The following is a 22,500-nucleotide window of genomic DNA, read 5'->3' on the forward strand; positions in this document are numbered from 1 at the left end:
ACCGCCCGGCCCCCGCCCCGCCCCCGCCGGGCTACTGCCGCAGCGCCCAGCCCCGCTCGCGCAGCGCGCTGGTGAGCGCCGGCACGGCCCCCGGTTCGACCATCAGCTGCACCAGGCCGGCCTGCTGTCCGGTGGCGTGCTCGATGCGCACGTCCTCGATGTTGACCCCGGCGCGGCCCGCGTCGGCGAAGATGCGCGCCAGCTGACCGGGCTGGTCGTCGATGAGCACCACGACGGTCTCGTAGGCCCGCGGCGCGCTGCCGTGCTTGCCGGGCACCCGCACCTGGCCCGCGTTGCCGCGGCGCAGCATGGCCTCGATGCCGGTGCTGCCCGCGCGGCGCTTGTCCTCGTCACAGGACTGGAGGGCGCGCAGGGCGCCCACGGTCTCGTCCAGGTCGGCGGCGACGTCGGCGAGCAGGTCGGCGACCGGGCCCGGATTGGCGGAGAGGATGTCGATCCACATGCGCGGATCGGAGGCGGCGATCCGGGTCACGTCCCGGATGCCCTGTCCGCACAGCCGTACGGCGGCCTCGTCGGCGTGTTCCAGGCGGGCGGCGACCATGCTGGAGACCAGGTGGGGCATGTGGGAGACGAGGGCGACGGCGCGGTCGTGGGCGTCGGCGTCCATCACGACGGGCACGGCACGGCAGTGCGAGACCAGTTCCAGGGCGAGGTTGAGCACCTCGGTGTCGGTGTCGCGGGTGGGGGTGAGCACCCAGGGCCGGCCCTCGAAGAGGTCGCCGGTGGCGGCCAGCGGGCCCGACTTCTCCCGGCCGGACATCGGATGGGTGCCGAGGTAGGCGGCGAGGTCCAGGCCGAGCGCCTCCAGCTCCCGGCGCGGGCCGCCCTTGACGCTGGCCACGTCCAGGTAGCCGCGGGCCAGGTTCCGGCGCATGGCGTCGGCGAGGACATGGGCCACATGGGCGGGCGGGGCGGCGACGATCGCCACGTCCACCGGGCCCTCGGGGGCCGCGTCGGTGCCGGCGCCGAGCGCGGCGGCGGTACGGGCCTGCTCCGGGTCGTGGTCGGCGAGGTGCACGGTGACGCCGCGCTGGGTCAGGGCCAGGGCGGCGGAGGTGCCGATCAGGCCGGTGCCGATGACGAGTGCGGTCCTCACTGGGCGATGTCCTTGCGCAGGGCGGCCGCGGCGCCGAGGTAGACGTGGGCGATGTCGGCGCGCGGGCGGTCCGACTCGACGTGGGCGAGGATCCGGACGACGCGGGGCATGGCGCCGGCGATGTCCAGTTCCTGGGCGCAGATCAGGGGCACGTCCACGATGCCGAGCTTGCGGGCGGCGGCCGCCGGGAAGTCGCTGTGCAGATCGGGGGTGGCGGTGAACCAGATGCTGATCAGGTCGTCCGCGGTCAGTCCGTTCCGCTCCAGGACGGCGGTGAGCAGGGCCCCGACCTGCTCGTCCATGTGTCCGGCCTCGTCCCGCTCCAGTTGGACGGCCCCCCGGACCGCTCGTACCGCCACGGCGCTGCTCCTCGCTCACAGGTGCTGACAGATGCCGACAGGTGTTGTCGTGCTCGCCCGTCCAGCGTAGTCAGCCCGCGTGGGCACGGCGCGCGCGCCCGATCACTGAGACGATACGAGCGGTCCGGTTCCTCCCGGCTTTCCACCTTTCTTCCAGTCATCGGCAATCAGGCGACATGTGTACGGAGTGGTGACATGACCCAGGGCGCGACGCGGCGCATGGTGATCGCGACGGGCGCGGCGGCGCTCGCGACCGGCTGCGGCGGCAACAGCGGCGGCGACACGAGTGCCGCGGCCGACAGCACGGACAGCCCCTCGCCGACGGGTCCGGCGAGTCCCGCGGCCACGGCGTCCCCGACCGGCGCGGGCACCTCCCCGGCGGCCGACGGGAAGAAGCTGGCGAGCACGAGCGAGATCCCCGAGGGCGGGGGCAAGGTCTTCGACGCGCAGAAGGTCGTGGTCACCCAGCCGGCGAAGGGGCAGTTCAAGGCCTTCTCGGCGGTCTGCACGCACATGGGCTGCACGGTGAGCCGGGTGCAGGACGGCACCATCGACTGCCCGTGCCACGGCAGCCGGTTCAAGATCGAGGACGGTTCGGTGGCCGACGGTCCCGCGACCAAGCCGCTGGCGCAGCGGTCGATCAAGGTCGCCGGAGACTCGATCCAGCTGGGCTGAGGGGCCGCGTAGGCTCCGGGCATGCAGCCCGAGGACCCGGTACGCGACCACACGATCTACGCCTGTGTCATGGGGTCACGGGCCTTCGGCCTGGCCACGGACGCGAGCGACACCGACCGGCGGGGCGTGTACCTCGCGCCCACCGCCCTGTTCTGGCGGTTCGAGAAGCCGCCGACGCATGTGGAGGGGCCGGGCGAGGAGCGGTTCTCCTGGGAGCTGGAGCGGTTCTGCGAGCTGGCGCTGCGCGGCAACCCGAACATCCTGGAGTGCCTGCACTCCCCGCTGGTCGAGCGGTTGGACGACACCGGCCGCGAACTGCTGTCCCTGCGCGGGGCGTTCCTCTCCGTGCGGGCGTACGACACCTTCACCCGCTACGCCCTCGGCCAGCGCAGGAAGCTGGACGCCGACATGCGCACGACGGGCGCCCCGCGCTGGAAGCACGCCATGCACCTGCTGCGGCTGCTGATGAGCTGCCGCGACCTGCTGCGCACCGGCGAGCTCCACCTCGGCGTGGGCGACCAGCGCGAGCCGCTGCCGGCGGTGAAGCGGGGCGAGGTGCCCTGGCCGGACGTCGAATCCCGGATGACCCGCCTGGCCACGGAAGCGGAAGCCGCCCTGCGCCACACCCCCTTGCCCCCGGAACCGGATCACGCCCGCGTGGCCGACTTCCTGTTCCGTACGCGCCGGGACTCGGCTCTGGGGCCGGTACGGCTGGGCTGAGGCCCCGGCTTCCGGGGTCCCCCCGTCCGAGTCCCCCGAGGGAAGCCGTACAGATGGGCTTACGCGTCCCAGAGCGTGCCCAGCGCCAGCAGATCCTCCCGGTACTCGATCCGCTCCGCCCAGTCCGCGGGCCAGGCGTCCGCGCCCAGCGACGCGCCCGCGAAGGCGCCGGTGAGGCAGGCGATGGAGTCGGAGTCCCCGGCGGTGCAGGCGGCCCGGCGCAGGGCGGTCAGCGGCTCGTCGGGAAAGAGCAGGAAGCACAGCAGCCCGGTGGCGAACGCCTCCTCGGCGATCCATCCCTCGCCGGTGGCCCGGCACGGATCGTCCTGCGGGGAGTGGGTGCGGACGGCTTCCTGGAGCCGGTCCAGGATCGCCAGGCACTCGTCCCAGCCGCGCGCGGCGAAGTGCTCGGGCGCTGGGTCCTGGGCACGGGTCCACAGATCGCCGAGCCACGTCTCGTCGTACCGGGTGCGGTTCGCGAGGGCGTAGTCGCGCAACTCGCCGACGAGCGCCGCCGGTTCGGTGCCCCGCGCGAGCAAGTGGACCGCACGGGCGGTGAGATCGGAGGCGGCCAGCGCGGTGGGGTGGCCGTGGGTGAGCCCGGACTGCAACTGGGCCGCACCGGCGCGCTGTTCGTCGCTCAGGCCGGGCGCGAGCCCGATCGGCGCGACGCGCATGTTGGCCCCGCAGCCCTTGGAGCCGATCTGAGCGGCCTGCTGCCAGGCGCGGTCCCCGCCCTCCAGCAGCCCGCAGGCGGTCAGGCAGGTGTTGCCGGGCGCCCGGTTGTTCTCCGGCGAGCGGTACCACTGCACGAACTCCTCGCGCACCGGCCGCTCCAGCCGCTCGGGCGCGAGGGGACCGCGCTCCATGGCGGTGCGCAGACCCCGGCCGAGGGCGAGCGTCATCTGGGTGTCGTCGGAGACGCGGGCGCGCCGCGGCAGCGGCATCTCCCGCCAGGGTCCGGACATCGACTCGATCAGCTCGACGGTCTTGAACTCGGTCGGGTAACCGAGCGCGTCCCCCAGGGCGAGGCCGAGGAGCGAGCCGGTGGCGGGCCGCTTGGGCATAGAAGATCATCCCCCTTTATCGTCACGATGACAATAAAGGGGGACGGTGATCAACGCAAGACGCTTCCGGCGACCGCCGGGGCCCGGCCTAGAGGTCGACTTCCTTCATCAGCATGCCGACCTCGGTGTTCGACAGCCGGCGCAGCCAGCCGGACTTCTGGTCGCCGAGGGTGATCGGGCCGAACGCGGTGCGCACCAGCTTGTCGACCGGGAACCCGGCCTCGGCGAGCATGCGCCGCACGATGTGCTTGCGGCCCTCGTGCAGGGTCACCTCGACCAGGTAGTTCTTGCCGGTCTGCTCCACCACCCGGAAGTGGTCCGCGCGCGCGTACCCGTCCTCCAGCTGGATGCCGTCCTTCAGGCGCTTGCCGAGGTCGCGCGGGATCGGGCCGACGATGTGCGCGAGGTACGTCTTCTGCACGCCGTACTTGGGGTGGGTGAGGCGGTGCGCCAGCTCACCGTGGTTGGTGAGCAGGATGACACCCTCGGTCTCGGTGTCCAGCCGGCCGACGTGGAACAGCCGCGTCTCCCGGTTGGTGACGTAGTCGCCGAGGCACTGGCGCCCCTCCGGGTCCTCCATGGTGGAGACCACACCGGCGGGCTTGTTCAGCGAGAAGAACTGGTACGACTGGGTCGCCACGGTCAGGCCGTCGACCTTGACCTCGTCCTTCTCCGGGTCGACCCGCTTGCCCTGCTCGGTGACGATCTCGCCGTTGACCTCGACACGGCACTGCTCGATCAGCTCCTCGCAGGCGCGCCGGGAGCCGTAGCCCGCACGCGCGAGCACCTTCTGCAGGCGCTCGCCCTCCTGCTCGGCGCCGGGAAAGGTCTTGGGCAGCTTGATGTCCTTCTTGCCCGCGTACCGGTCCCGGTTGCGCTCCTCGACCCGCGTCTCGTACTCACGCGAGCGCGCGGGCTGCGTACGGCCGCCCTGCTGGGGCCGCCGCGGGCTGCCCTTGGCGCCGCCGCGCGCCGCGCCGCCGCGCCCGGACTTGGGGCCGTCCTGGGTCGCGCCGGGGCCCACGTCGTAGCGGCGCTCCTCGGGGCGGGGCTTGCTGGGACGCCCCTGCCCCTGCCGCTCGTCCCGGTTGTTGCCGGCGCCGCGGTAGTTACCGCGCCCGCCACTCTTGCCGCTGCCGCTGCTTCGCATCAAAGTTCCGTCTTAGTCGTCTGCGTCCTCTGCACCCGGCGCGTCGGGCGCGTCCGGGTCGAACGACGGGACTCCCTCCTGGGTCTCGGCCTCGATCGCCTCCGCCTCCGGGAGGAAGGGCGCGAGTTCCGGAAGTTCGTCCAGGCCGCGCAGGCCCATCCGCTCCAGGAAGTAGTTCGTCGTCCTGTACAGGATCGCACCTGTTTCGGGTTCCGCGCCCGCCTCCTCGACCAGACCGCGCTGGAGCAGGGTGCGCATCACACCGTCGCAGTTCACTCCGCGCACGGCGGAGACCCGGCTGCGGCTGACCGGCTGGCGGTAGGCGACCACCGCGAGGGTCTCCAGCGCGGCCTGGGTGAGCCGGGCGGTCTGGCCGTCCAGGACCAGCCGCTCCACGGCGGGCGCGTAGGCGGCGCGGGTGTAGAAGCGCCAGCCGCCCGCGACATGGCGCAGCTCGAAGCCGCGGCCCTGCACGGTGTACTCGTCGGCCAGCGCGCGCAGCGCGTCCGCGATCTGCCGCCGGGGCCGCTCCAGGATCCTGGCGAGGTGCTCCTCGGTCGCGGGCTCGTCCACGACCATGAGGACGGCCTCCAGGGCGGGCCGCAGCTCCAGCTCGGCGACGTCGCCCGGTTCCGCCGGGGCCTCGGTGGTCTCGCTCACGGCTTCCTCTCCTCCTCGGGCGCGGGCGGCCGGTCGAACTCGTCGGTGACCAGCGGGGCCGCCGGCCCGTCCCCGCCCATCCAGCGCACCAGCAGCTCCCCGAGCGCGGCCTCCTGCTCCAGGGCGACGGCCTTCTCCCGGTACAGCTCCAGGAGGGCCAGGAAGCGGGCCACGACGGTGAGCGTGTCGTCGGTGTCCGCCACGAGCGCCCGGAAGCTGGCCTCGCCCAGCTCCCGCAGCCGCGTGATGACGATGCCCGCCTGCTCCTGCACGCTGACCAGCGGGGCGTGGATGTGGTCGACGTACACCTGCGGCTTGGGTTTGGGCTGCATGGCCTTGACGGCGAGCTTCGCGAAGCCCTCGGGCCCGATGCTGATCACGACCTCGGGCAGCAGCTCGGCGTGCTCGGGTTCGAGGCCGACGGTACGGGGGTAGCGGCGGGCCTCCTCGTCGACGCGGGCGTTGAAGATGTCGGCGATCTGCTTGTACGCCCGGTACTGGAGCAGCCGTGCGAACAGCAGGTCCCGCGCCTCAAGGAGGGCCAGGTCGCCCTCGTCCTCCACCTCGGCGGCGGGCAGCAGCCGGGCCGCCTTCAGATCGAGCAGGGTGGCGGCCACGACGAGGAACTCGGTCGTCTGGTCCAGGTCCCAGTCCGGTCCCATCGCGCGGATGTGCGCCATGAACTCGTCGGTGACCTTGGAGAGCGCGACCTCGGTCACGTCCAGCTTGTGCTTGGAGATCAGCTGGAGCAGCAGGTCGAAGGGCCCCTCGAAGTTGGCGAGCCGGACCGTGAAGACACCGTCGGGGGTCTCGTCGGGTCCGGGGGCGGGCTCCTCGGCCGCGGGTACGGGCGGTTCCTCCGGTACGGCGGCCTCGGGCGCCGCTTCGAGGACCGGTGCCCCCGGCCCACGGCCCAGCGCACGCCGACGGCCGGCACCGGTGCCGGGACGGAGCGCGTCGTTCGAGGTCATCGCCCCGCAGGCTACCCCTAACGCCCCCGCAGCCGGCGTACGAGGATGCTCGCGTCCCCGCGGGACTCCAGGTCCGCCAGCACCACGGCCACCGCCTCCCGCACGATCCGCCCGCGGTCCACCGCGAGCCCGTGCTCGCCGCGGAGCACCAGGCGCGCGTGCTCCAGGTCCATCAGCTCCTCGGCGGAGACGTACACCGTGATCTTCTCGTCGTGCCGCTCGCGCCCGCTGGGCCGCCGGTTCGCCGCCCGGCCCCGCTTGCGCGGCTGGGCGGCGGCGGACTCGTCCGGCGCGGGCCCCCGGCGCCGGGTGCGGGACTCGGCGTCGGCCGGCTCCGCCTCCGCCGCCACGTGCTCCGCGCCCTCGCCGTCCCCGCTCTGCACGGGCACGGCCTGCGGCGCGTTCTCGGCGGCGGCCACGTCGTCGCTGTCCTGCGCGGGTGCCGGCACCCGCGCCTCGGCGCCCGCGGCGCGCCGGGGGCTCGACGGCTGGAGCGCCATCCCCCCTGTCGTACGGAAGAGTTCGTCGGCCCCCGGCAGACTCACTCGGCGTGACACCGGGCGAGCACCTCCCTGGCGAGCTGGCGGTAGGCGGCGGCACCGACGGAGTTGGAGGCGTACGTGGTGATCGGCTCGCCGGCGACCGTGGTCTCCGGGAAGCGGACCGTACGCCCGATGACCGTGTGGTACACGTGGTCGTCGAACGCCTCGACCACGCGGGCCAGCACCTCGCGGCTGTGCACCGTGCGCGAGTCGTACATGGTGGCGAGGATGCCGTCCAGCTCCAGGTCGGGGTTGAGCCGTTCCTGGACCTTCTCGATGGTCTCGGTCAGCAGGGCGACACCGCGCAGCGCGAAGAACTCGCACTCCAGCGGGACGATCACCTTGTGCGCGGCGGTCAGCGCGTTCACCGTGAGCAGGCCCAGCGAGGGCTGGCAGTCGATCACGATGTAGTCGTAGTCGGGCAGCAGCGGCTTGAGCGCCCGCTGGAGCGTGGACTCGCGCGCGACCTCGGAGACCAGCTGGACCTCGGCGGCGGACAGGTCGATGTTGGAGGGCAGCAGGTCCATGTTGGGGACCGCGGTCTTCAGCAGGACCTCGTCCGCGGACATGCCCCGCTCCATGAGCAGGTTGTAGACCGTGAGGTCGAGTTCCATGGGGTTGACGCCCAGGCCCACCGACAGCGCGCCCTGCGGGTCGAAGTCCACGAGCAGCACGCGCCGGCCGTACTCCGCGAGCGCGGCACCCAGGTTGATGGTCGACGTGGTCTTGCCGACGCCGCCCTTCTGGTTGCACATCGCGATGATCTTCGCGGGGCCGTGGTCGGTCAGCGGGCCCGGAATCGGGAAGTACGGCAGCGGGCGACCGGTGGGACCGATGCGCTCGCGGCGCTGGCGGGCCGCGTCGGGCGCGAGCGTGGCCGCGTACTCGGGATCGGGCTCGTACTCGGCGTCGGGGTCGTAGAAGTGCCCCTCGGGCAGTTCGTCGTAGTCGGCGAGTTGGTTGTGGGGCGCGCCACTTCCGTCGCCGGCCATGGCGTTCACGTGATGGCCATCCATGCTCTGGTGTGCTGTCCGGGGCATCTGGGTTCCCGGACTCTGGTGGGCTGCGAAGGTGCGCACAGCTACGGAGCCGACAGCCTCGAATCCCACGGGCCCCTGGCCCCCTGCGGGCATTCCTGGTTGACCACCTCCGGGAGAAAATGTCGACTCATTCACAAGTCGTCTTACCTCCTTGGTGACCAGGAAACTTCTAGACAAGGTCAGCGTGGCACCATGCCGACGGTTGGCGACTCTATGGCGTGTCGGCGGTCCGCAGCAACACAATCCGCCGGACCCGGCAGGATGTGTCGGCAATGAAACATGTCGCTGTCAAGGGCGTACGGCCGTCGCACAGCAGGTTTCACCGGGGTGCGAATCGGTTGAACGGTTACGTTCGAGGCGAGTTGACCGAGCGTCGCAAAGTGACCATACACACATCCGGCCGGACCTTGTCGGGCAAGGTCCGGCCGGGCATGGGCGGTTGACGAGACGTGTTGACGAATCGCCTTTTACCGCTGGGCGACTCGGTGGCTCACCTGGTCGGGAAGGTCAGCCGAGCAGCGAGGCCAGCTCGACGTGCTCCAGGCCGTGGGCCTCGGCGACCTCCTTGTAAACGACCTTGCCGTCATGGGTGTTGAGACCCTTGGCGAGCGCGGCGTCGCGGCGCAGCGCCTCGACCCAGCCGTTGTTGGCGAGGGAGACGATGTACGGCAGCGTCGCGTTGGTGAGCGCGTTGGTGGAGGTGTTCGGCACACCGCCCGGCATGTTGGCGACGCAGTAGAAGACCGAGTTGTGGACCTCGAAGGTCGGCTCGGCGTGCGTGGTGGGACGGGAGTCCTCGAAGCAGCCGCCCTGGTCGATCGCGATGTCGACAAGGACACTTCCGGGCTTCATGCGGGCGACCAGCTCGTTGGTGACGAGCTTGGGGGCCTTGGCGCCCGGAATCAGCACCGCGCCGATGACCAGGTCGGCGTCCAGAACGGCCTTCTCCAGCTCGAAGGCGTTGGACATGATGGCCTTGACCTTCGTACCGAAGATCTTGTCGGCCTCGCGCAGCTTGTTGATGTCGCGGTCCAGCAGGGTCACGTCGAAGCCCATGCCGACGGCGACCTGGGTCGCGTTCCAGCCGGAGACACCGCCGCCGATGACCACGGCCTTGGCCGGGGTCACGCCCGGCACGCCGCCGGGCAGCACGCCGCGGCCGCCGTGGGCGCGCATCAGGTGGTAGGCGCCGACCTGCGGGGCGAGGCGGCCCGCGACCTCGGACATCGGGGCGAGCAGCGGGAGCGCGCGGTTGGGCAGCTCGACCGTCTCGTAGGCGATGGCGGTGGTGCCGGACTCGATCAGGGCGTCCGTGCACTCCTTGGAGGCGGCCAGGTGCAGGTACGTGAAGAGGATCTGGTCCTTGCGGAGGCGGTGGTACTCCTCCGCGATCGGCTCCTTGACCTTGAGCAGCAGGTCGGCGGCGGCCCACACCTCGTCGGCGGTGTCCAGGATCCGGCCACCGGCGGCCACGTACTCGGCGTCCGTGATCGAGGAGCCGAGGCCGGCGCCCCGCTCGATGACGACCTGGTGGCCATTGCGCACCAGCTCGTGCACGCCGGCGGGGGTGATGGCCACCCGGAACTCGTTGTTCTTGACCTCGCGGGGGATGCCGACCTTCACGTCGATCACGGTCCTTGGCTCAGAGGGTTTGGGGGGGTGCATTACGGATGTACCCAGACATGCCTGGGCATACCGGGAGACACCGCAGGAACATGCGGCAGAGCCAGTTTAATGAAGGTGTTCCGCCTGTCTAGCCTTTCATTGCATCAATCTTCTTTGGATGCACTACGGATTTCGCAGGCGTTCGCGTCCTGTTTCGGGCTTGTGGCCTGCTGGGACGGCTGCTGCGGCGCCTCCTCGCCCAGGAGACGCCCGGCGGTGGCGCGGTGCAACCGGGCAGCCGTCGGGTCGCCGAGGCGCTCCAGGGTGTCCGCGAGCCGCAGCTGCAACGCGGCCTGGAGCCGGCCGTCGTCCGCGCGCCGCGCCCACTCCACCGCCTCCTGGCAGGTGCGCAGCGATTCCTGGGGGCGGCCCGCGTACTCCTGCACCCGAGCCGTCTCGCTCAACGCCCGTGCGTAGGCGGCCACATCGCCGCCCTTGCGGTAGGCCGCGCAGGCCGCCCGCCAGTTGCGCAGCGCCTCGCCGTAGCGGCCCGCGTAGGTGTGGGCGGTGGCGATCCGGCCGTAGAGCCGCGCGGCCTCCGGGCGCTCGCCGCGGGCCAGCCGGTCGGCCAGCGCCCGCCCGAACCAGTCGGCGGCCCGGTCGTAGTCCCCCAGCTCCAGGTGGGCGCCGCCTACGGATTCCATCGCGCGGCCGGTCGCGTACGGGTCGTTCGCCTCGCGGCCGGCGTCCAGCGCGGCCCGGTAGCGGGCCAGCGCGCCGCGGGTGCGGCCGGTCTGGGCGTCCAGATCGCCCAGGTTCAGCAGGGCCGCGGCCCGCTCGCGGGGCAGTCCGCGCCGCTCGGCGACATCGAGGACCAGGCCGTGCACGCCGTACAGATCGGCGGCGGCCGCCTGGGTGCCGACATGCGCGGCCAGCGCCCTGACCAGCTGCGACAGCAGCCGCCTGGCCAGGGTGTCCAGCTCTCCGTCGGCCACCGCGAGCCGGGCGGAGGCCAGCAGCGCGGGCTTGCGCAGGCGCAGCCAGTCGGCGGCCGCGCGGGGGTCGGCGAAGCGCAGCGGCCGGGGCAGGCCCTGGATCTTCTCGCGGGAGCGGTCGCTGTCCGTCTCGGTGATGGCCCGGCAGGAGTGCAGCAGCCGTACGGTCCGCTCCAGCATCCGGGCACGGGCCACCTGGAGCTCCCCCGGCCGCTCCCGTGCCTCGGCGAGGGAGCGCAGCAGGGGGTGCAGCCAGCCGGGGATGTCGTACTCGGCGAGCGGCGAGTCGACCGGGCGCAGTAGGCCGAGGGCGACGAAGTCGTCCAGGGTGGCGCGGGCGGCCTCGACGGAGCAGCCGGCCAGTGCGGAGGCGGTGTGGTCGTCGACCGGTCCGGCCGGGGCGAGGCACAGCAGGCGCAGTATCCGGGCGGCGGGGCCGGGCAGGTCCTCGTGGACCAGCCGGAAGATCCGGGCCAGCGGGGTGGCGTCCGGCTCCTCGGCGCCGTCCTGCGCGGGGGTGTGCATCCGCTTGGCGAGATCGGCGACGGACGCCTGGGGGCGGGCGGCGAGCCAGCCGCCGGCCAGCACCAGCGTGGCCGGGTGGCCCTGGCACGCCTCCACCAGGGACTCGGCGGAGCGCGGGTCCACGGTGATGCGGACCGAGCCGGTGAAGCGGGTGAGCAGTTCGAGGGCGGACTTGGTGTCCAGGCCGCCCAGGGTGCAGGGGCGGACGTCCGAGATGCCGGTGAGCGGACCCTTGGAGACGGCCACCACCAGGCACTCCGGGGCGTCCGGGAGCAGGGCGTCGACCTGTTCGGCGCCGGCCGCGTCGTCCAGGAGCAGGAGCTTCCGCCGGCCGGCGAGGGCGGTGCGCAGGGCCTCGGAGAGCTGTTCCCCGGCGGCGCCGGCCGGGGCGGGCACGCGCAGCGCGGCGAGCAGTTCGCGGGCGGCCCGCTCGACCGGTACGGGGGTGCCGTCGGGCTCGGCGAGCCGGGCGCGCAGCACCCCGTCGGGGTAACGGTGGGCGACCTGCCGGACGAGTTCCCCGGCGAGGGCGGTACGGCCGGAGCCGGGGCGGCCCGCGATCAGCAGCACCCGCGCGCGCGGGGGTTTGCGGCCGGCCAGGGTGTCCAGGCCCGCGCGCTCGATGTCGGCGCGCAGTTCCTTCAACTCCCGTGCGCGGCCCAGGAATCGGTCCGCGTCGGCCGAGGGCGCGGACAGCCGCGCACCGCCTGTGTCCACCGCCTGATCCGTCACGGGCCACACTCCCGTCCCACACCGCACGCGCAAGCCCGCCGGATCTTCCGGTACGGGCGTTCCAGAGCCTAGTTCACTCTCTGCGACGTTCCATGCGGAGCACGGCGGGGGCGGCGGGGACATCGCCCGATCGGATCAGGCGATGGTCACACCATTGCGGGCGGGTAGCCCCGCGAGCCGTACCGCCGCCGCCCGGCGGGTGCGGATGGGCGGGGTCAGGACGCGAACGGACGGGCCGGCCACTCGGCGTCCGCCGGGCGCAGCGCGTCCAGGCCGTCCCCGGCGCGCGCCGCCACCAGGGAGAGGACCCCGACGACCAGGCAGTTGTTGTGCACGTCACCGGCGAGGACGCGGCGCACCAGCTCGTCGACCGGCACCCGCGCGTGCTCCATGTCGGTCTCCTCGTGCTCCACCGCGAACCGCTCCCCCTCGGCCTCGGAGACCCCGCGGGCGAGGAAGATCCGTACGGCCTCGTCGCAGCCGCCGGGGGTGGTGTACACGTCGGTCAGCACCCGCCAGTCCTCGGCCTTGACGTGCGCCTCCTCGTACAGCTCGCGCTGGGCGGCGTGCAGCGGGTTCTCGCCGGGCACGTCGAGCAGTCCGGCCGGGATCTCCCACAGCTTGTGCCGCACCGGGTGGCGGTACTGGTTGATCAGCAGCACCCGGTCCTCCTCGTCCAGCGCGAGGACGGCGACCGAGCCGGGGTGGACCTGGTAGTCGCGGCGGACCACCGAGCCGTCGGGCATGACCACGTCGTCGGTGCGCACCGAGGTCTTGTTGCCGGTGAAGGGGGTGTCCGTCGCCCGGATCTCCCACTCCTCGGGGGTGTCCTTGATCGTCGTCATGCCCTGTCCTTCCCAGTGTGCGCGGATGGCCGGGGCACGCTCCGTTTCGGATGCGCGCGCCCCGGCCACCGTACAACCGCTGGACTACTTGGCGATCTTCCGCTCGACCGCCGCCTTCACCAGACCGGCGAAGAGGGGGTGCGGGCGGGTCGGGCGGGAGCGCAGCTCCGGGTGCGCCTGGGTGGCGACCAGGTAGGGGTGCACATCGCGCGGGTACTCGACGTACTCCACGAGCTTGCCGTCCGGGGAGGTGCCGGAGAACTGGATGCCGGCCTTCTTCTCCAGCTCCGCGCGGTAGGCGTTGTTCACCTCGTAGCGGTGGCGGTGGCGCTCCTCGACGTACTCCTTGCCGTCGTACACCTCGCGCACGATGGAGCCCTCGGCCAGCTTGGCCGGGTACATGCCCAGGCGCATGGTGCCGCCCATGTCGCCCTCGCCGGCCACGATGTCCAGCTGTTCGGCCATGGTGGAGATGACCGGGTGGGCGGTGGCCGGGTCGAACTCGGTGGAGTTGGCGTCGGCGATCTCGGCGAGGTTGCGCGCGGCCTCGATCACGATGCACTGCAGGCCCAGGCAGAGGCCGAGCAGCGGGATCTTGTTCTCGCGGGCGTAGCGGATGGCGCCGACCTTGCCGAGCACGCCGCGGTCGCCGAAGCCGCCCGGAATGCAGATGCCGTCGACGCCGGCGAGCTGCGCCTTGGCGCCGGCCGGGGTCTTGCAGTCGTCCGAGGTGACCCACTTGATCTTGACGCGGGCGCGGTTGGCGAAGCCGCCGGCGCGCAGCGCCTCGGTGACCGACAGATAGGCGTCGGGCAGGTCGATGTACTTGCCGACCAGGGCGAGGGTGACCTCGTGGTCGGGGTTGTGGACGCGGTCCAGCAGGTCGTCCCAGGTCGTCCAGTCCACGTCCCGGAAGGGCAGGTCCAGCTTGCGCACGACGTAGGCGTCCAGGCCCTCGGCGTGCACGACCTTCGGGATGTCGTAGATCGAGCGGGCGTCCGGGCAGGCGACGACCGCGGCCTCGTCCACGTCGCACATCAGCGAGATCTTGCGCTTGATGGCGGTGGGGACCTCGCGGTCGCAGCGCAGCACGATGGCGTCCGGCTGGATACCGATGTTGCGCAGCGCGGCCACCGAGTGCTGGGTCGGCTTGGTCTTCAGCTCGCCGGAGGGGCCGATGTAGGGCAGCAGGGAGATGTGCACCACGAAGACGTTGTCCCGGCCCACCTCGTGGCGGACCTGGCGGACGGTCTCCAGGAAGGGCAGCGACTCGATGTCGCCGACGGTGCCGCCGACCTCGGTGATGACGACGTCCACCGCGTCGGTGGCCATGCGCCGGATGCGGTGCTTGATCTCGTTGGTGATGTGCGGGATGACCTGCACGGTGTCGCCCAGGTACTCGCCGCGGCGCTCCTTGGCGATCACCGTCGAGTAGACCTGGCCGGTGGTGACGTTGGCCGAGCCGTCGAGGTCGCGGTCGAGGAAGCGCTCGTAGTGGCCGATGTCCAGGTCGGTCTCGGCGCCGTCGTTGGTGACGAACACCTCACCGTGCTGGAAGGGGTTCATCGTGCCCGGATCGACGTTCAGGTACGGGTCGAGCTTCTGCATCACGACGCGCAGTCCGCGGGCCTTGAGCAGCATGCCCAGGCTGGAGGCGGTGAGGCCCTTGCCGAGCGAGGAGGCGACACCCCCGGTGACGAAGATGTGCTTGGTCGTCGTGGATTTGGGCGGCATGGCCAAGAGGGGGCTCCCGTGGTCGCTGGCTGTCGTGCGGTGCGGCTGTACGCCCCGGATCGCTCCGAGGGTGCCGTCGCTGCGGTTCGGGGGTTTCGGGCCCACCGGTCCACGGGCTACCAGGGTATCAGCGCCCGGAGGGGATGGCTTCCGGCCACGCTCCGTACACGGATGCGTCGACTTTCGGCCACCTTCGGCACGGGGTCGCGGGCGACGCCGTTCGCACCGGCCCGCACCGGAGAGGTACGGCGCCCCGGCTCCCGCAGGCGCCTCGGGCATAAGCACAGTCCCGCGGGGCACACACGATCATCACCGGGGGGTCACCCGTTCGGCTCACACGGGTTGCCCGGAGCGGCACGCGGATCAGGTGGGTGCGTCGTATCCTGCTCGGACATTCACTGCCGGGCCCGGCCGGACGACGGCACACCCCCGCGTGGATCACCCGGAACAACGAGAGCGCGGCAGTTCGTTGAGCAAAGACTGTCGTTTTGCCTCAGGGCTCGGCGGACTGCTTTGCTTCACCGCTCAACGACGCACAAAAACGACCCCTTGACCGCACTAGCGACAGCCCCCTCGCGCGGGGGTGACGTGGCCGTTCGACTGGAGTTGCACGTGGCCGGGCGCATCGAAGACTACGCACTCATCGGAGACATGCAGACCGCCGCACTGGTCTGCCGGGACGGCACGGTGGACTGGCTGTGCCTGCCCCGCTTCGACTCGCATGCCATCTTCGCCGGCCTGCTGGGCACCGAGGAGCACGGCTTCTGGCGGCTCGGCCCGGCACACGCGGCCGACGCCCAGCCCCCCACGGCGGCCCGCCGGGGCTACCGGGGCGACTCGCTGATCCTGGAATCGGAGTGGGACACCCCGCGCGGCACGGTCCGCGTGACCGATTTCATGCCCCCGCGCGACGGCGCGCCCCAGCTGATCCGGATCGTGGAGGGCGTCACCGGCCGGGTGCCGATGCGCTCGGCGCTGCGGATGCGGTTCTCCTACGGCCGGGTCGTGCCCTGGGTGCACAAGCACGAGGGCCGCACGGTCGCCGTCGCCGGGCCCGACTCGGTGTGGTTCGACACGGAGGTCGAGACCTACGGGAAGTCCCTGACGACCTACGCGGACTTCACGGTCGCGCCGGGTGACCGGATCGCGTTCACGATCTCCTGGGAGCCCTCGCACAAGGTGCCGCCCGCGCTGCCGGAGCCGGAGCAGTCGCTGGAGGCGACGGAGAGCTTCTGGCGCGACTGGGTCGAGCAGTGCACGTACCACGGGCCGTACCGGGAGGCCGTGATCCGCTCGCTGATCACCCTCAAGGCGCTGACGTACGCCCCCACCGGCGGCATCGTCGCGGCCCCCACCACCTCCCTGCCCGAGGACATCGGGGGCGTGCGCAACTGGGACTACCGCTACACCTGGCTGCGCGACGCCGCGATCACCCTGTCCTCGCTGCTGCGCACCGGCTACCGCGAGGAGGCCCGCGCCTGGCGCGAGTGGCTGCTGCGCGCGGTCGCGGGCGACCCGGAGAACCTCCAGATCATGTACGGCATCGCGGGCGAGCGCGAGCTGGGCGAGGCCGAGCTGGACTGGCTGCCGGGCTACGAGCACTCGGCCCCGGTCCGGGTCGGCAACGGTGCCGCCCACCAGCTTCAGCTCGACGTGTACGGCGAGGTCACCGAGGCCCTGCACCTGGCCCACATGACCGGTCTCGCCCGCAACGACTACGCGTCGCTGCTCCAGCTGAAGCTGATCCGCTACCTGGAGGACCACTGGCAGGAGCCGGACGAGGGCATCTGGGAGGTGCGCGGCCCGCGCCGGCACTTCGTGCACTCCAAGGTGATGGCCTGGGTCGCGGTGGACCGCACCATCAAGCTGATCGAGTCCGGGGACGCGGACGGCCCGCTGGAGCGCTGGCGCGAGCTGCGCGACGACATCCACCGGGACGTGTGCGAGAAGGGCTACGACAAGGAGCGCAACACCTTCACCCAGTCCTACGGCTCCCAGGAGCTGGACGCCTCCCTGCTGCTGATCCCGCAGATGGGCTTCCTGCCGCCGGACGACAAGCGGGTGATCGGCACCATCGAGGCGATCCAGCGCGAGCTGTCCACCTCCGACGGCTTCATCCTGCGCTACCCCACCGAGGGCCAGTCCGAAGGCGTCGATGGCCTGCCGGGCGACGAGGGCGCGTTCCTCGCCTGCTCGTTCTGGATGGCCGACGACCTCGCGATGATCGGCCGCGTCGACGAGGCCCGCAAGCTGTTCGAGAAGCTGCTCGCCCTGCGCAACGACCTCGGACTGCTCGCCGAGGAATGGGACCCCCGCCTCAAGCGCCAGGTGGGCAACTTCCCGCAGGCGTTCAGCCATGTGCCACTGATCGACACGGCCCTGCGGCTGACGGCGTCGGGGGCGTACGGGGGCTAGACACCCTAGGCTGAAAGCGCACGAATCCCCCCTTTCCGGAAGGGGGCTGCCATGGTGTCCCGTTCCAGGGCCCGTGCCGCCCTCGACGCCCTCCGCGAGGACATCGCCGGCGAAGTCCTCGCCCCCGAGGACCCCGGTTACGACGCCGCCCGTGCCGTGTTCAACGCGATGGTGGACCGGCGCCCGGCCGTGATCGCGCAGTGCGCGCACGCGGCCGATGTCGTCCGCGCGGTGCGCTTCGCGCGGGAGCTGGATCTGCCCGTCGCGGTGCGCGGCGGCGGGCACAGCGTGGCGGGCGCCGCGCTCGGGGACGGCGCGCTCGTGGTGGACCTGCGCCGGATGCGCGCGGTCACCGTCGACCCGGCCGCGCGGGCGGTGCGGATCGAGGGCGGGGCCACGATGAGCGAGCTGGACCGGGCGACACAGCCGTACGCGCTGGCGACGACCGGGGGCCGGGCGTCCACCACGGGGATCGGCGGGTTCGTCCTCGGCGGCGGCTCCGGCTGGCTGGAGCGCGCGTTCGGGCCGGCCGTGGACAACCTGATCGGGGTGGAGCTGGTGACCGCGGACGCCGAGCGGGTGGGCGCGAGCGCCGACGGCGACCCGGAGCTGTTCTGGGCGCTGCACGGCGGCGGCGGCAACTTCGGCGTCGCCACCGCGCTCACCCTGGAACTGCATGAACTCCCGCTGTTCTGCGTGGCGTTGATGCTGTTCCTGCCGGGGTACGGGCCGCCGGCGGTGCGCGCCTTCCGGGAGATCCTGGACACCGGGCCCGACGCGCTCGGCGGCGCGGTGCTCTATCTGACCGGCCCGCCCGCGGACTTCGTACCGCCCGAGCTAGTGGGCCGGCGGCTGTGCCTGGCGCTGCTGACCTACGCGGGCGCCGAGGAGGAGCTGCGCGGGCTCGCCGGACCACTGGCGGCGCTGCCGCACGAGCGGGGGGTCGTGGCCGCGCTGCCGTACGCCGAGGCGCAGTGCCTGCTCGACGCCCCGGCCGGGCTGCGCGACCACTGGTCCGCGGAGTACCTCGGCGCGCTGCCGAACGACGCGGTGGACGTCTACTGCGCCCTCGGCGAGGCCATGCCCGCCCCGGCCCGCGCCCAGCTCGCGCTGCTCCCGCAGGGCGGGGCGGTCTCGGTCCGTCCGGGCGCCTACCCGGTGTCCTACCGGAACGCGCCCTGGGCCGTGCACCCGTTCGCCCTCTGGGCGGACCCGGCCGACGACGACCGGTGCGCCGGCTGGGTGCGCGAGGTGTGCGCGGCCGTCCGGCCCTGGAGCACGGGGGACGTGTATCTGAACTTCATCGGCGACGAGGGCCCCGAGCGGGTCCGGGCGGGCCTGGGCGCGGGGAACACACTGCGCCTGGAGAAGGTGAAGCGGCGCTGGGACCCCGACAACGTCTTCCGGTTCAACCACAACATCAGGCCGGTGTAGCACTCGGCCGCACGCGGAGATGTTCGTGAGGCGTTTTCGCAGGTAGCGTCCGCTGCATGGACAGCGGTACGGACAGCAGGGCCGACACCCACGGCGCGGGCATCACCGTTCAGCGGGCACTGGAGCTGCCGGGACTGCGCAGCGGGCTGCCGGAGATCGTCGCGGGCGCGGACCGGCTCGGCCGGACCGTGCGCTGGGTGCACGCGGGCGAGGTGCCGAACATCGCCTCGCTGCTCAAGGGCGGCGAGCTGCTGCTCACCACGGGCTACGGCCTGGGCACCCGGCCGGCCGAGCAGCGGGCGTTCGTACGCACGCTGGCCGAGCGCGGGATCGCCGCGCTGGTGGTGGAGCTGGGCCCGCGCTTCAGCCGGCTGCCGGCCGCGCTGGTGGACACCGCGCGCGCGGCCGATCTGCCGCTGGTGCAGCTGCACCGCGAGGTGCCGTTCGTGGCGGTCACCGAGGAGATCCACACCGAGATCGTCAACGGGCACTACGCGCTGCTCCAGCGCGCCGAGGAGGTGCACCGGCGCTGCACCGAGGCGCTGCTGGGCGGCGGCGGGGTGCCGCAGGTGCTGGACATCCTCGCCGGGTTCAGCGGCAATCCGGTGTTCCTGGAGACCGCCGGCGGCCGGCTGCTGTACGCGGCCGGCGAGGGGCCCGAGGGCGCGGACCCGCTCCAGGTGTGGGAGGGGCTGCGCGGCCCGCACAAGAACGCGCCGCCGCCCGCCGGTTCGGTCCTGGTGGACGTGCCGGGCGGCGGTCCCGGTACGGCGGGTTCGGTGCGCGCCCGCCTGGTGCTGCTGCCGGTGCGCTCGCCGCTGTCGCCGGTGCACCGGATCGCCGCGGAGCGGGCCGCGGGCATCCTGGCCGTGGTGCTGATGCAGGCCCGGCAGGAGGAGGAGCTGGCGGCGCGGGGGCGCGGCGACTTCCTCACCGATCTCGCCGAGGGCCGTGTCTCCGCCCAGGACGCGCCCGCCCAGGCGCGGGTGCTCGGCTTCAAGCCCGGCACCAGCCCGCTGCTGCCGGTCGTGATGCGGGTCGGCGACCCCCTCTCCCCCGGCGGGGGCTGGGCGGTGCTCGCCCGCGCGGTCTCCGAGGAGTTGGCCGCGGTGGGCGTGCCGGTGCTGCTGGGCGTACGGCCCGTGGAGGGCCGGGTGCTGGTGCTGCTCGGGCTGCGCGCGGAGTCGGAGCGGGCGGCGGTCGCGGACCGGGTGGCGGCGGCGCTGCGGGCGGGGGTCGAGCGGGCCGGGATGCGGCGGACGGGGACTCCCCCGCCGGTGGTCGTCGTGGGCATGGCGGGCGGCTGGGCGGCGGCCTCGGCGGGGCTGCGGCACGCGGCGGAGACGGCGACGGCCGCACAGGGGCTGACCGACCGTCCGTGGTACGACGCCCGGCGCCTGGACATCGACCTGCTGCTGTGGCGGCTGCGCGACCATCCGGACCTCGCGGCCTTCGTGGACCGGGCGATCGGCCCGCTGCGCGACCACGACCGGCGCTCCAAGCCGCCGCTGCTGCCCACCCTGGAGACGTATCTCGCGCACGCGGGCCGCAAGGCGGAGACCGCCCGCGAACTCCATCTGAACCGGCAGACGCTGTACAACCGCCTCGCCCGCATCGGCGAGTTGCTGGGCACCGACCTCGACGACCCGCAGACCGTCCTGGCACTGAGCCTCGCCCTGCGGGCCCGCCGCCATGTGCCCTAGCCGGTGGGGACGGGGCCGGGCCGGGTGATGCCGTGGCTGCGTTCAGCACCCGGCCCGGAGCCTTCAGGTGACCGGACGGGACGGCCGGCGCCGGTCGGTCGTACGGCCTGCCGGTTCAGCCCTCCGGGCGCAGGAGGCCGCGCTCGTACGCCTTCCTGAGGTGCTGCGGCACCAGGTAGGTGCTCCCGTCGACGGTGACGGGGACGAGCGCCGGGGTGCTCGCCTTCCACTGGGCGCGCCGGTGGCGGGTGTTGCTGCGGGACAGCTTGCGCTTGGGGACGGCCATGAGGGTCCTTCTCTCAAGGGGCGGGGGTCAGCGGCTGGAGTACGGGAGCAGGGCCATCTCGCGGGCGTTCTTGACGGCCGCGGCGAGCTTGCGCTGCTGCTGCCGGCTGACCCGCGTGACGCGGCGGCTGCGGATCTTGCCGCGGTCGGAGATGAACTTCCGCAGCAGATCGGTGTCCTTGTAGTCGATGTACGTGATGCCGGCCGCGTCGAGCGGGTTCGGCCGGTTCTTGCGCCCGGACGCGGGCTTGGCGGGGCGGGGCATTGTGCCTCCTCGGTGACGGGCGTGACGGTCAGGCGACGGGGTCGAGCAGGTGGTCGAAGCCGGTGGGGCGCGGCCAGGCGGCGGGGCCGGACGCCAGCTCGTCATCGGTGAGCAGGCAGGAGTCGAGCAGCGCGCGCAGGCCCGCCCGGTCCAGGTCCGGCGAGGTGAAGACGAGGTGCTGGCAGCGGTCGCCGTGCTCGGGGTGCCAGTCCAGGGCGGCCGCGGTGCGGCGCTCGGCCGGCATCAACTCCCAGGCGGCGTCCGGCAGTGCGGCCATCCAGGGCCCGGCGTGCTCCACGCACAGCGCGCCCCCCGCGGCCTCCCAGGCGAGCAGGCTGTCGGGCCGGTCCGCCAGCCAGAACCGCCCCCGGCTGCGGGCCGCGGCGCAGCACAGCTGTTCCAGCGCCGCGTAGAGGCGGCCGGGGTGGAAGGGGCGGCGGCGTCGCCAGACGAGCGTGCCGATGCCGTGTTCGTCGCAGTCGTGCGGGAGCCTGGCGCAGGCCGGATGCTGTGCGGCCGCCGCCGCGGCCACGTCGAACCCGGCGACCGCCGCCGCGCCCAGCAGTCCGCCGTCGATGCGGACGTGCCGCGCGGCGGGGTGCAACTGCCCGAGCAGCGCGAGGTCGTCGAGTCCGGTGGCCGCGCCCTCGGCGACGGCGAGCACGGGAGCGTACTCCACCTGCCGTGCGAAGGTGTCGCCCACGGTGCGCTGGTCCGTCGCGGCCGCGGCGAGCCCGGTCTCCGCGAGGTCGTCGCCGTTGGACAGGCAGGGCAGGACCAGGGCGGGGTCCACGGCGGTCAGCACCCCGGTGAGCCGGAAGGCGCCGGTGCCGTGGGCGGCGACGACCTCGGCCATGCCGCGGGGTTCCACGGAGTCCCACAGCTCCACGATCGCGAGGCGGGTGCGACCGCCTGCGGCCAGTCGCTCCAGTTCGGGCACGAGGTCCTCCCGCAGGGCGCAGCAGGCGCAGTCGTTGACCAGCGGGGTCTCGCCCCGGTCGGTTACGCCCGTGGCGTCGCGGACGGTGCGCAGCACGGTGCCCGCCGGGCCGGCAGACAGGTCGTGGTGGAGGGCGACGCTGCCGGGCACCTCGGACAGCAGCCGTCCGACCGCGGCGCGGCGGGCGTCGGCGTGCAGTCCGCCGACGATCACCACGGGCATCGGTCCTTCGGGGCTCACCGGCGGCCCTCCTGTCGTCCGTAGCGGCGCTCGAAGCGCTCGACGCGGCCGGCGGTGTCCAGCACGCGGGCGGTGCCGGTGTAGAAGGGGTGGCTCGCCGAGGAAATCTCGACATCGACCACCGGATAGGTGTGGCCGTCCTCCCATACGACGGTCTTCTCGCTGGTCATCGTCGAGCGGGTGAGGATCGCGAAGTCACCGGCCTTGTCGCGGAAGACGACCGGGCGGTAGGCGGGGTGGATGCCTGGCTTCATAGGGGTTGCTCTCTGGGTCCTGGAGGGGGCGGGGTGGGGGCCGGTGCGGTCAGCGTTCCTCGCGGAACTCGACATGGCGTCCGGCCTTCGGGTCGTACTTCCGCAGCACCAGCCGGTCCGGGTCGTTCCGGCGGTTCTTGCGGGTCACGTACGTGTAGCCGGTGCCGGCGGTGGAGCGGAGCTTGATGATCGGGCGTACCTCGTTGCGGGCCATGACGGGTAGCATA

General features: G+C 72.8%; 22 protein-coding genes. 5 read left to right on the forward strand and 17 right to left on the reverse strand.

Translation table 11 applies throughout. From position 1 onward, the window contains the following. Positions 1–31: 31 nt before the first annotated feature. The gene (locus tag AC069R_RS21545; RefSeq protein WP_478768427.1) at positions 32–1,117 is read right to left on the reverse strand and encodes a prephenate dehydrogenase; all 1,086 of its coding nucleotides are present in this window, start codon (positions 1,115–1,117) and stop codon (positions 32–34) included. Then, positions 1,114–1,476 (reverse strand): chorismate mutase, encoded by a 363-nt coding sequence (gene aroH, locus AC069R_RS21550; RefSeq protein WP_397986672.1) that lies wholly within the window; start codon positions 1,474–1,476, stop codon positions 1,114–1,116. The genes AC069R_RS21545 and aroH overlap by 4 nt, the downstream gene beginning before the upstream one ends. A 195-nt stretch (positions 1,477–1,671) precedes the next feature. On the opposite strand from aroH, the gene AC069R_RS21555 reads away from it, so the two are divergent. Together AC069R_RS21555 and AC069R_RS21560 are read left to right on the forward strand one after the other, a co-directional pair. Then, positions 1,672–2,151 (forward strand): Rieske (2Fe-2S) protein, encoded by a 480-nt coding sequence (locus tag AC069R_RS21555; RefSeq protein ID WP_478768428.1) that lies wholly within the window; start codon positions 1,672–1,674, stop codon positions 2,149–2,151. A 21-nt stretch (positions 2,152–2,172) separates the two neighbouring features. Then, the gene (locus AC069R_RS21560; protein WP_478768429.1) at positions 2,173–2,871 is read left to right on the forward strand and encodes a nucleotidyltransferase domain-containing protein; all 699 of its coding nucleotides are present in this window, start codon (positions 2,173–2,175) and stop codon (positions 2,869–2,871) included. A gap of 59 nt (positions 2,872–2,930) precedes the next feature. Here the strand turns inward: AC069R_RS21560 and AC069R_RS21565 are convergent, their stop codons facing one another. The 10 genes from AC069R_RS21565 to AC069R_RS21610 all read right to left on the reverse strand — a co-directional run bounded on the left by AC069R_RS21565 (position 2,931) and on the right by AC069R_RS21610 (position 14,737). Further along, complete coding sequence (locus tag AC069R_RS21565; protein WP_478768430.1) at positions 2,931–3,938, reverse strand: ADP-ribosylglycohydrolase family protein; 1,008 nt, start codon at positions 3,936–3,938, stop codon at positions 2,931–2,933. Between the two features lie 88 nt (positions 3,939–4,026). After that, positions 4,027–5,088, reverse strand: coding sequence for a pseudouridine synthase (locus AC069R_RS21570; protein WP_397986668.1), 1,062 nt, complete (start codon positions 5,086–5,088; stop codon positions 4,027–4,029). 12 nt (positions 5,089–5,100) lie between these two features. Then, a complete protein-coding gene (gene scpB / locus AC069R_RS21575; RefSeq protein ID WP_478768431.1) occupies positions 5,101–5,748 on the reverse strand; it encodes an SMC-Scp complex subunit ScpB in 648 nt (215 codons plus the stop codon). Then, positions 5,745–6,719 carry a segregation and condensation protein A gene (locus AC069R_RS21580; RefSeq protein WP_478768432.1) on the reverse strand — a complete coding sequence of 325 codons (975 nt, stop codon included), beginning with the start codon at positions 6,717–6,719 and terminating at the stop codon, positions 5,745–5,747. Before AC069R_RS21580 ends, scpB begins: the two co-directional genes overlap by 4 nt. A 17-nt stretch (positions 6,720–6,736) precedes the next feature. Next, positions 6,737–7,276: a hypothetical protein gene (locus AC069R_RS21585; RefSeq protein WP_478768433.1), complete on the reverse strand. Its 540-nt coding sequence runs from the start codon at positions 7,274–7,276 to the stop codon at positions 6,737–6,739. Continuing rightward, positions 7,261–8,394 (reverse strand): ParA family protein, encoded by a 1,134-nt coding sequence (locus tag AC069R_RS21590; protein ID WP_478768434.1) that lies wholly within the window; start codon positions 8,392–8,394, stop codon positions 7,261–7,263. Before AC069R_RS21590 ends, AC069R_RS21585 begins: the two co-directional genes overlap by 16 nt. Before the next feature lie 414 nt (positions 8,395–8,808). After that, complete coding sequence (gene ald, locus AC069R_RS21595) at positions 8,809–9,933, reverse strand: alanine dehydrogenase (RefSeq protein ID WP_478768435.1); 1,125 nt, start codon at positions 9,931–9,933, stop codon at positions 8,809–8,811. A gap of 137 nt (positions 9,934–10,070) precedes the next feature. Continuing rightward, the gene (locus AC069R_RS21600) at positions 10,071–12,158 is read right to left on the reverse strand and encodes a tetratricopeptide repeat protein (RefSeq protein ID WP_478768436.1); all 2,088 of its coding nucleotides are present in this window, start codon (positions 12,156–12,158) and stop codon (positions 10,071–10,073) included. A gap of 215 nt (positions 12,159–12,373) precedes the next feature. Then, complete coding sequence (locus tag AC069R_RS21605; protein ID WP_478768437.1) at positions 12,374–13,003, reverse strand: NUDIX domain-containing protein; 630 nt, start codon at positions 13,001–13,003, stop codon at positions 12,374–12,376. Positions 13,004–13,087: 84 nt separating this feature from the next. Beyond that, positions 13,088–14,737 carry a CTP synthase gene (locus tag AC069R_RS21610; protein ID WP_478768438.1) on the reverse strand — a complete coding sequence of 550 codons (1,650 nt, stop codon included), beginning with the start codon at positions 14,735–14,737 and terminating at the stop codon, positions 13,088–13,090. A 612-nt stretch (positions 14,738–15,349) separates the two neighbouring features. Between AC069R_RS21610 and AC069R_RS21615 the strand changes: the two genes are divergently transcribed. From AC069R_RS21615 to AC069R_RS21625, 3 genes are read left to right on the forward strand one after another with little or no spacing between them, the layout of a single operon-like run. Beyond that, positions 15,350–17,152 (forward strand): glycoside hydrolase family 15 protein, encoded by a 1,803-nt coding sequence (locus tag AC069R_RS21615; RefSeq protein WP_478768463.1) that lies wholly within the window; start codon positions 15,350–15,352, stop codon positions 17,150–17,152. A 51-nt stretch (positions 17,153–17,203) separates the two neighbouring features. Then, positions 17,204–18,586 (forward strand): FAD-binding oxidoreductase, encoded by a 1,383-nt coding sequence (locus tag AC069R_RS21620; RefSeq protein ID WP_478768439.1) that lies wholly within the window; start codon positions 17,204–17,206, stop codon positions 18,584–18,586. Positions 18,587–18,642: 56 nt separating this feature from the next. Beyond that, a complete protein-coding gene (locus AC069R_RS21625; RefSeq protein ID WP_478768440.1) occupies positions 18,643–20,289 on the forward strand; it encodes a PucR family transcriptional regulator in 1,647 nt (548 codons plus the stop codon). A gap of 115 nt (positions 20,290–20,404) precedes the next feature. On the opposite strand, the gene rpmF is transcribed toward AC069R_RS21625, so the two are convergent. Genes rpmF through rpmG form a run of 5 tightly spaced genes read right to left on the reverse strand, consistent with a single transcriptional unit; the run spans position 20,405 to position 22,487 of the window. Further along, positions 20,405–20,575: a 50S ribosomal protein L32 gene (gene rpmF, locus AC069R_RS21630; RefSeq protein ID WP_478768441.1), complete on the reverse strand. Its 171-nt coding sequence runs from the start codon at positions 20,573–20,575 to the stop codon at positions 20,405–20,407. Positions 20,576–20,602: 27 nt separating this feature from the next. Beyond that, positions 20,603–20,839 carry a 30S ribosomal protein S18 gene (gene rpsR / locus AC069R_RS21635; RefSeq protein ID WP_478768442.1) on the reverse strand — a complete coding sequence of 79 codons (237 nt, stop codon included), beginning with the start codon at positions 20,837–20,839 and terminating at the stop codon, positions 20,603–20,605. A 28-nt stretch (positions 20,840–20,867) separates the two neighbouring features. Next, complete coding sequence (locus AC069R_RS21640; RefSeq protein ID WP_478768443.1) at positions 20,868–22,019, reverse strand: CobW family GTP-binding protein; 1,152 nt, start codon at positions 22,017–22,019, stop codon at positions 20,868–20,870. Beyond that, positions 22,016–22,273, reverse strand: coding sequence for a type B 50S ribosomal protein L31 (locus tag AC069R_RS21645; RefSeq protein ID WP_478768444.1), 258 nt, complete (start codon positions 22,271–22,273; stop codon positions 22,016–22,018). Before AC069R_RS21645 ends, AC069R_RS21640 begins: the two co-directional genes overlap by 4 nt. A 49-nt stretch (positions 22,274–22,322) precedes the next feature. Continuing rightward, a complete protein-coding gene (gene rpmG, locus AC069R_RS21650) occupies positions 22,323–22,487 on the reverse strand; it encodes a 50S ribosomal protein L33 (protein ID WP_478768445.1) in 165 nt (54 codons plus the stop codon). Between the last annotated feature and the right edge of the window lie 13 nt (positions 22,488–22,500).

The organism is Streptomyces sp. NPDC043952 (assembly GCF_056435325.1).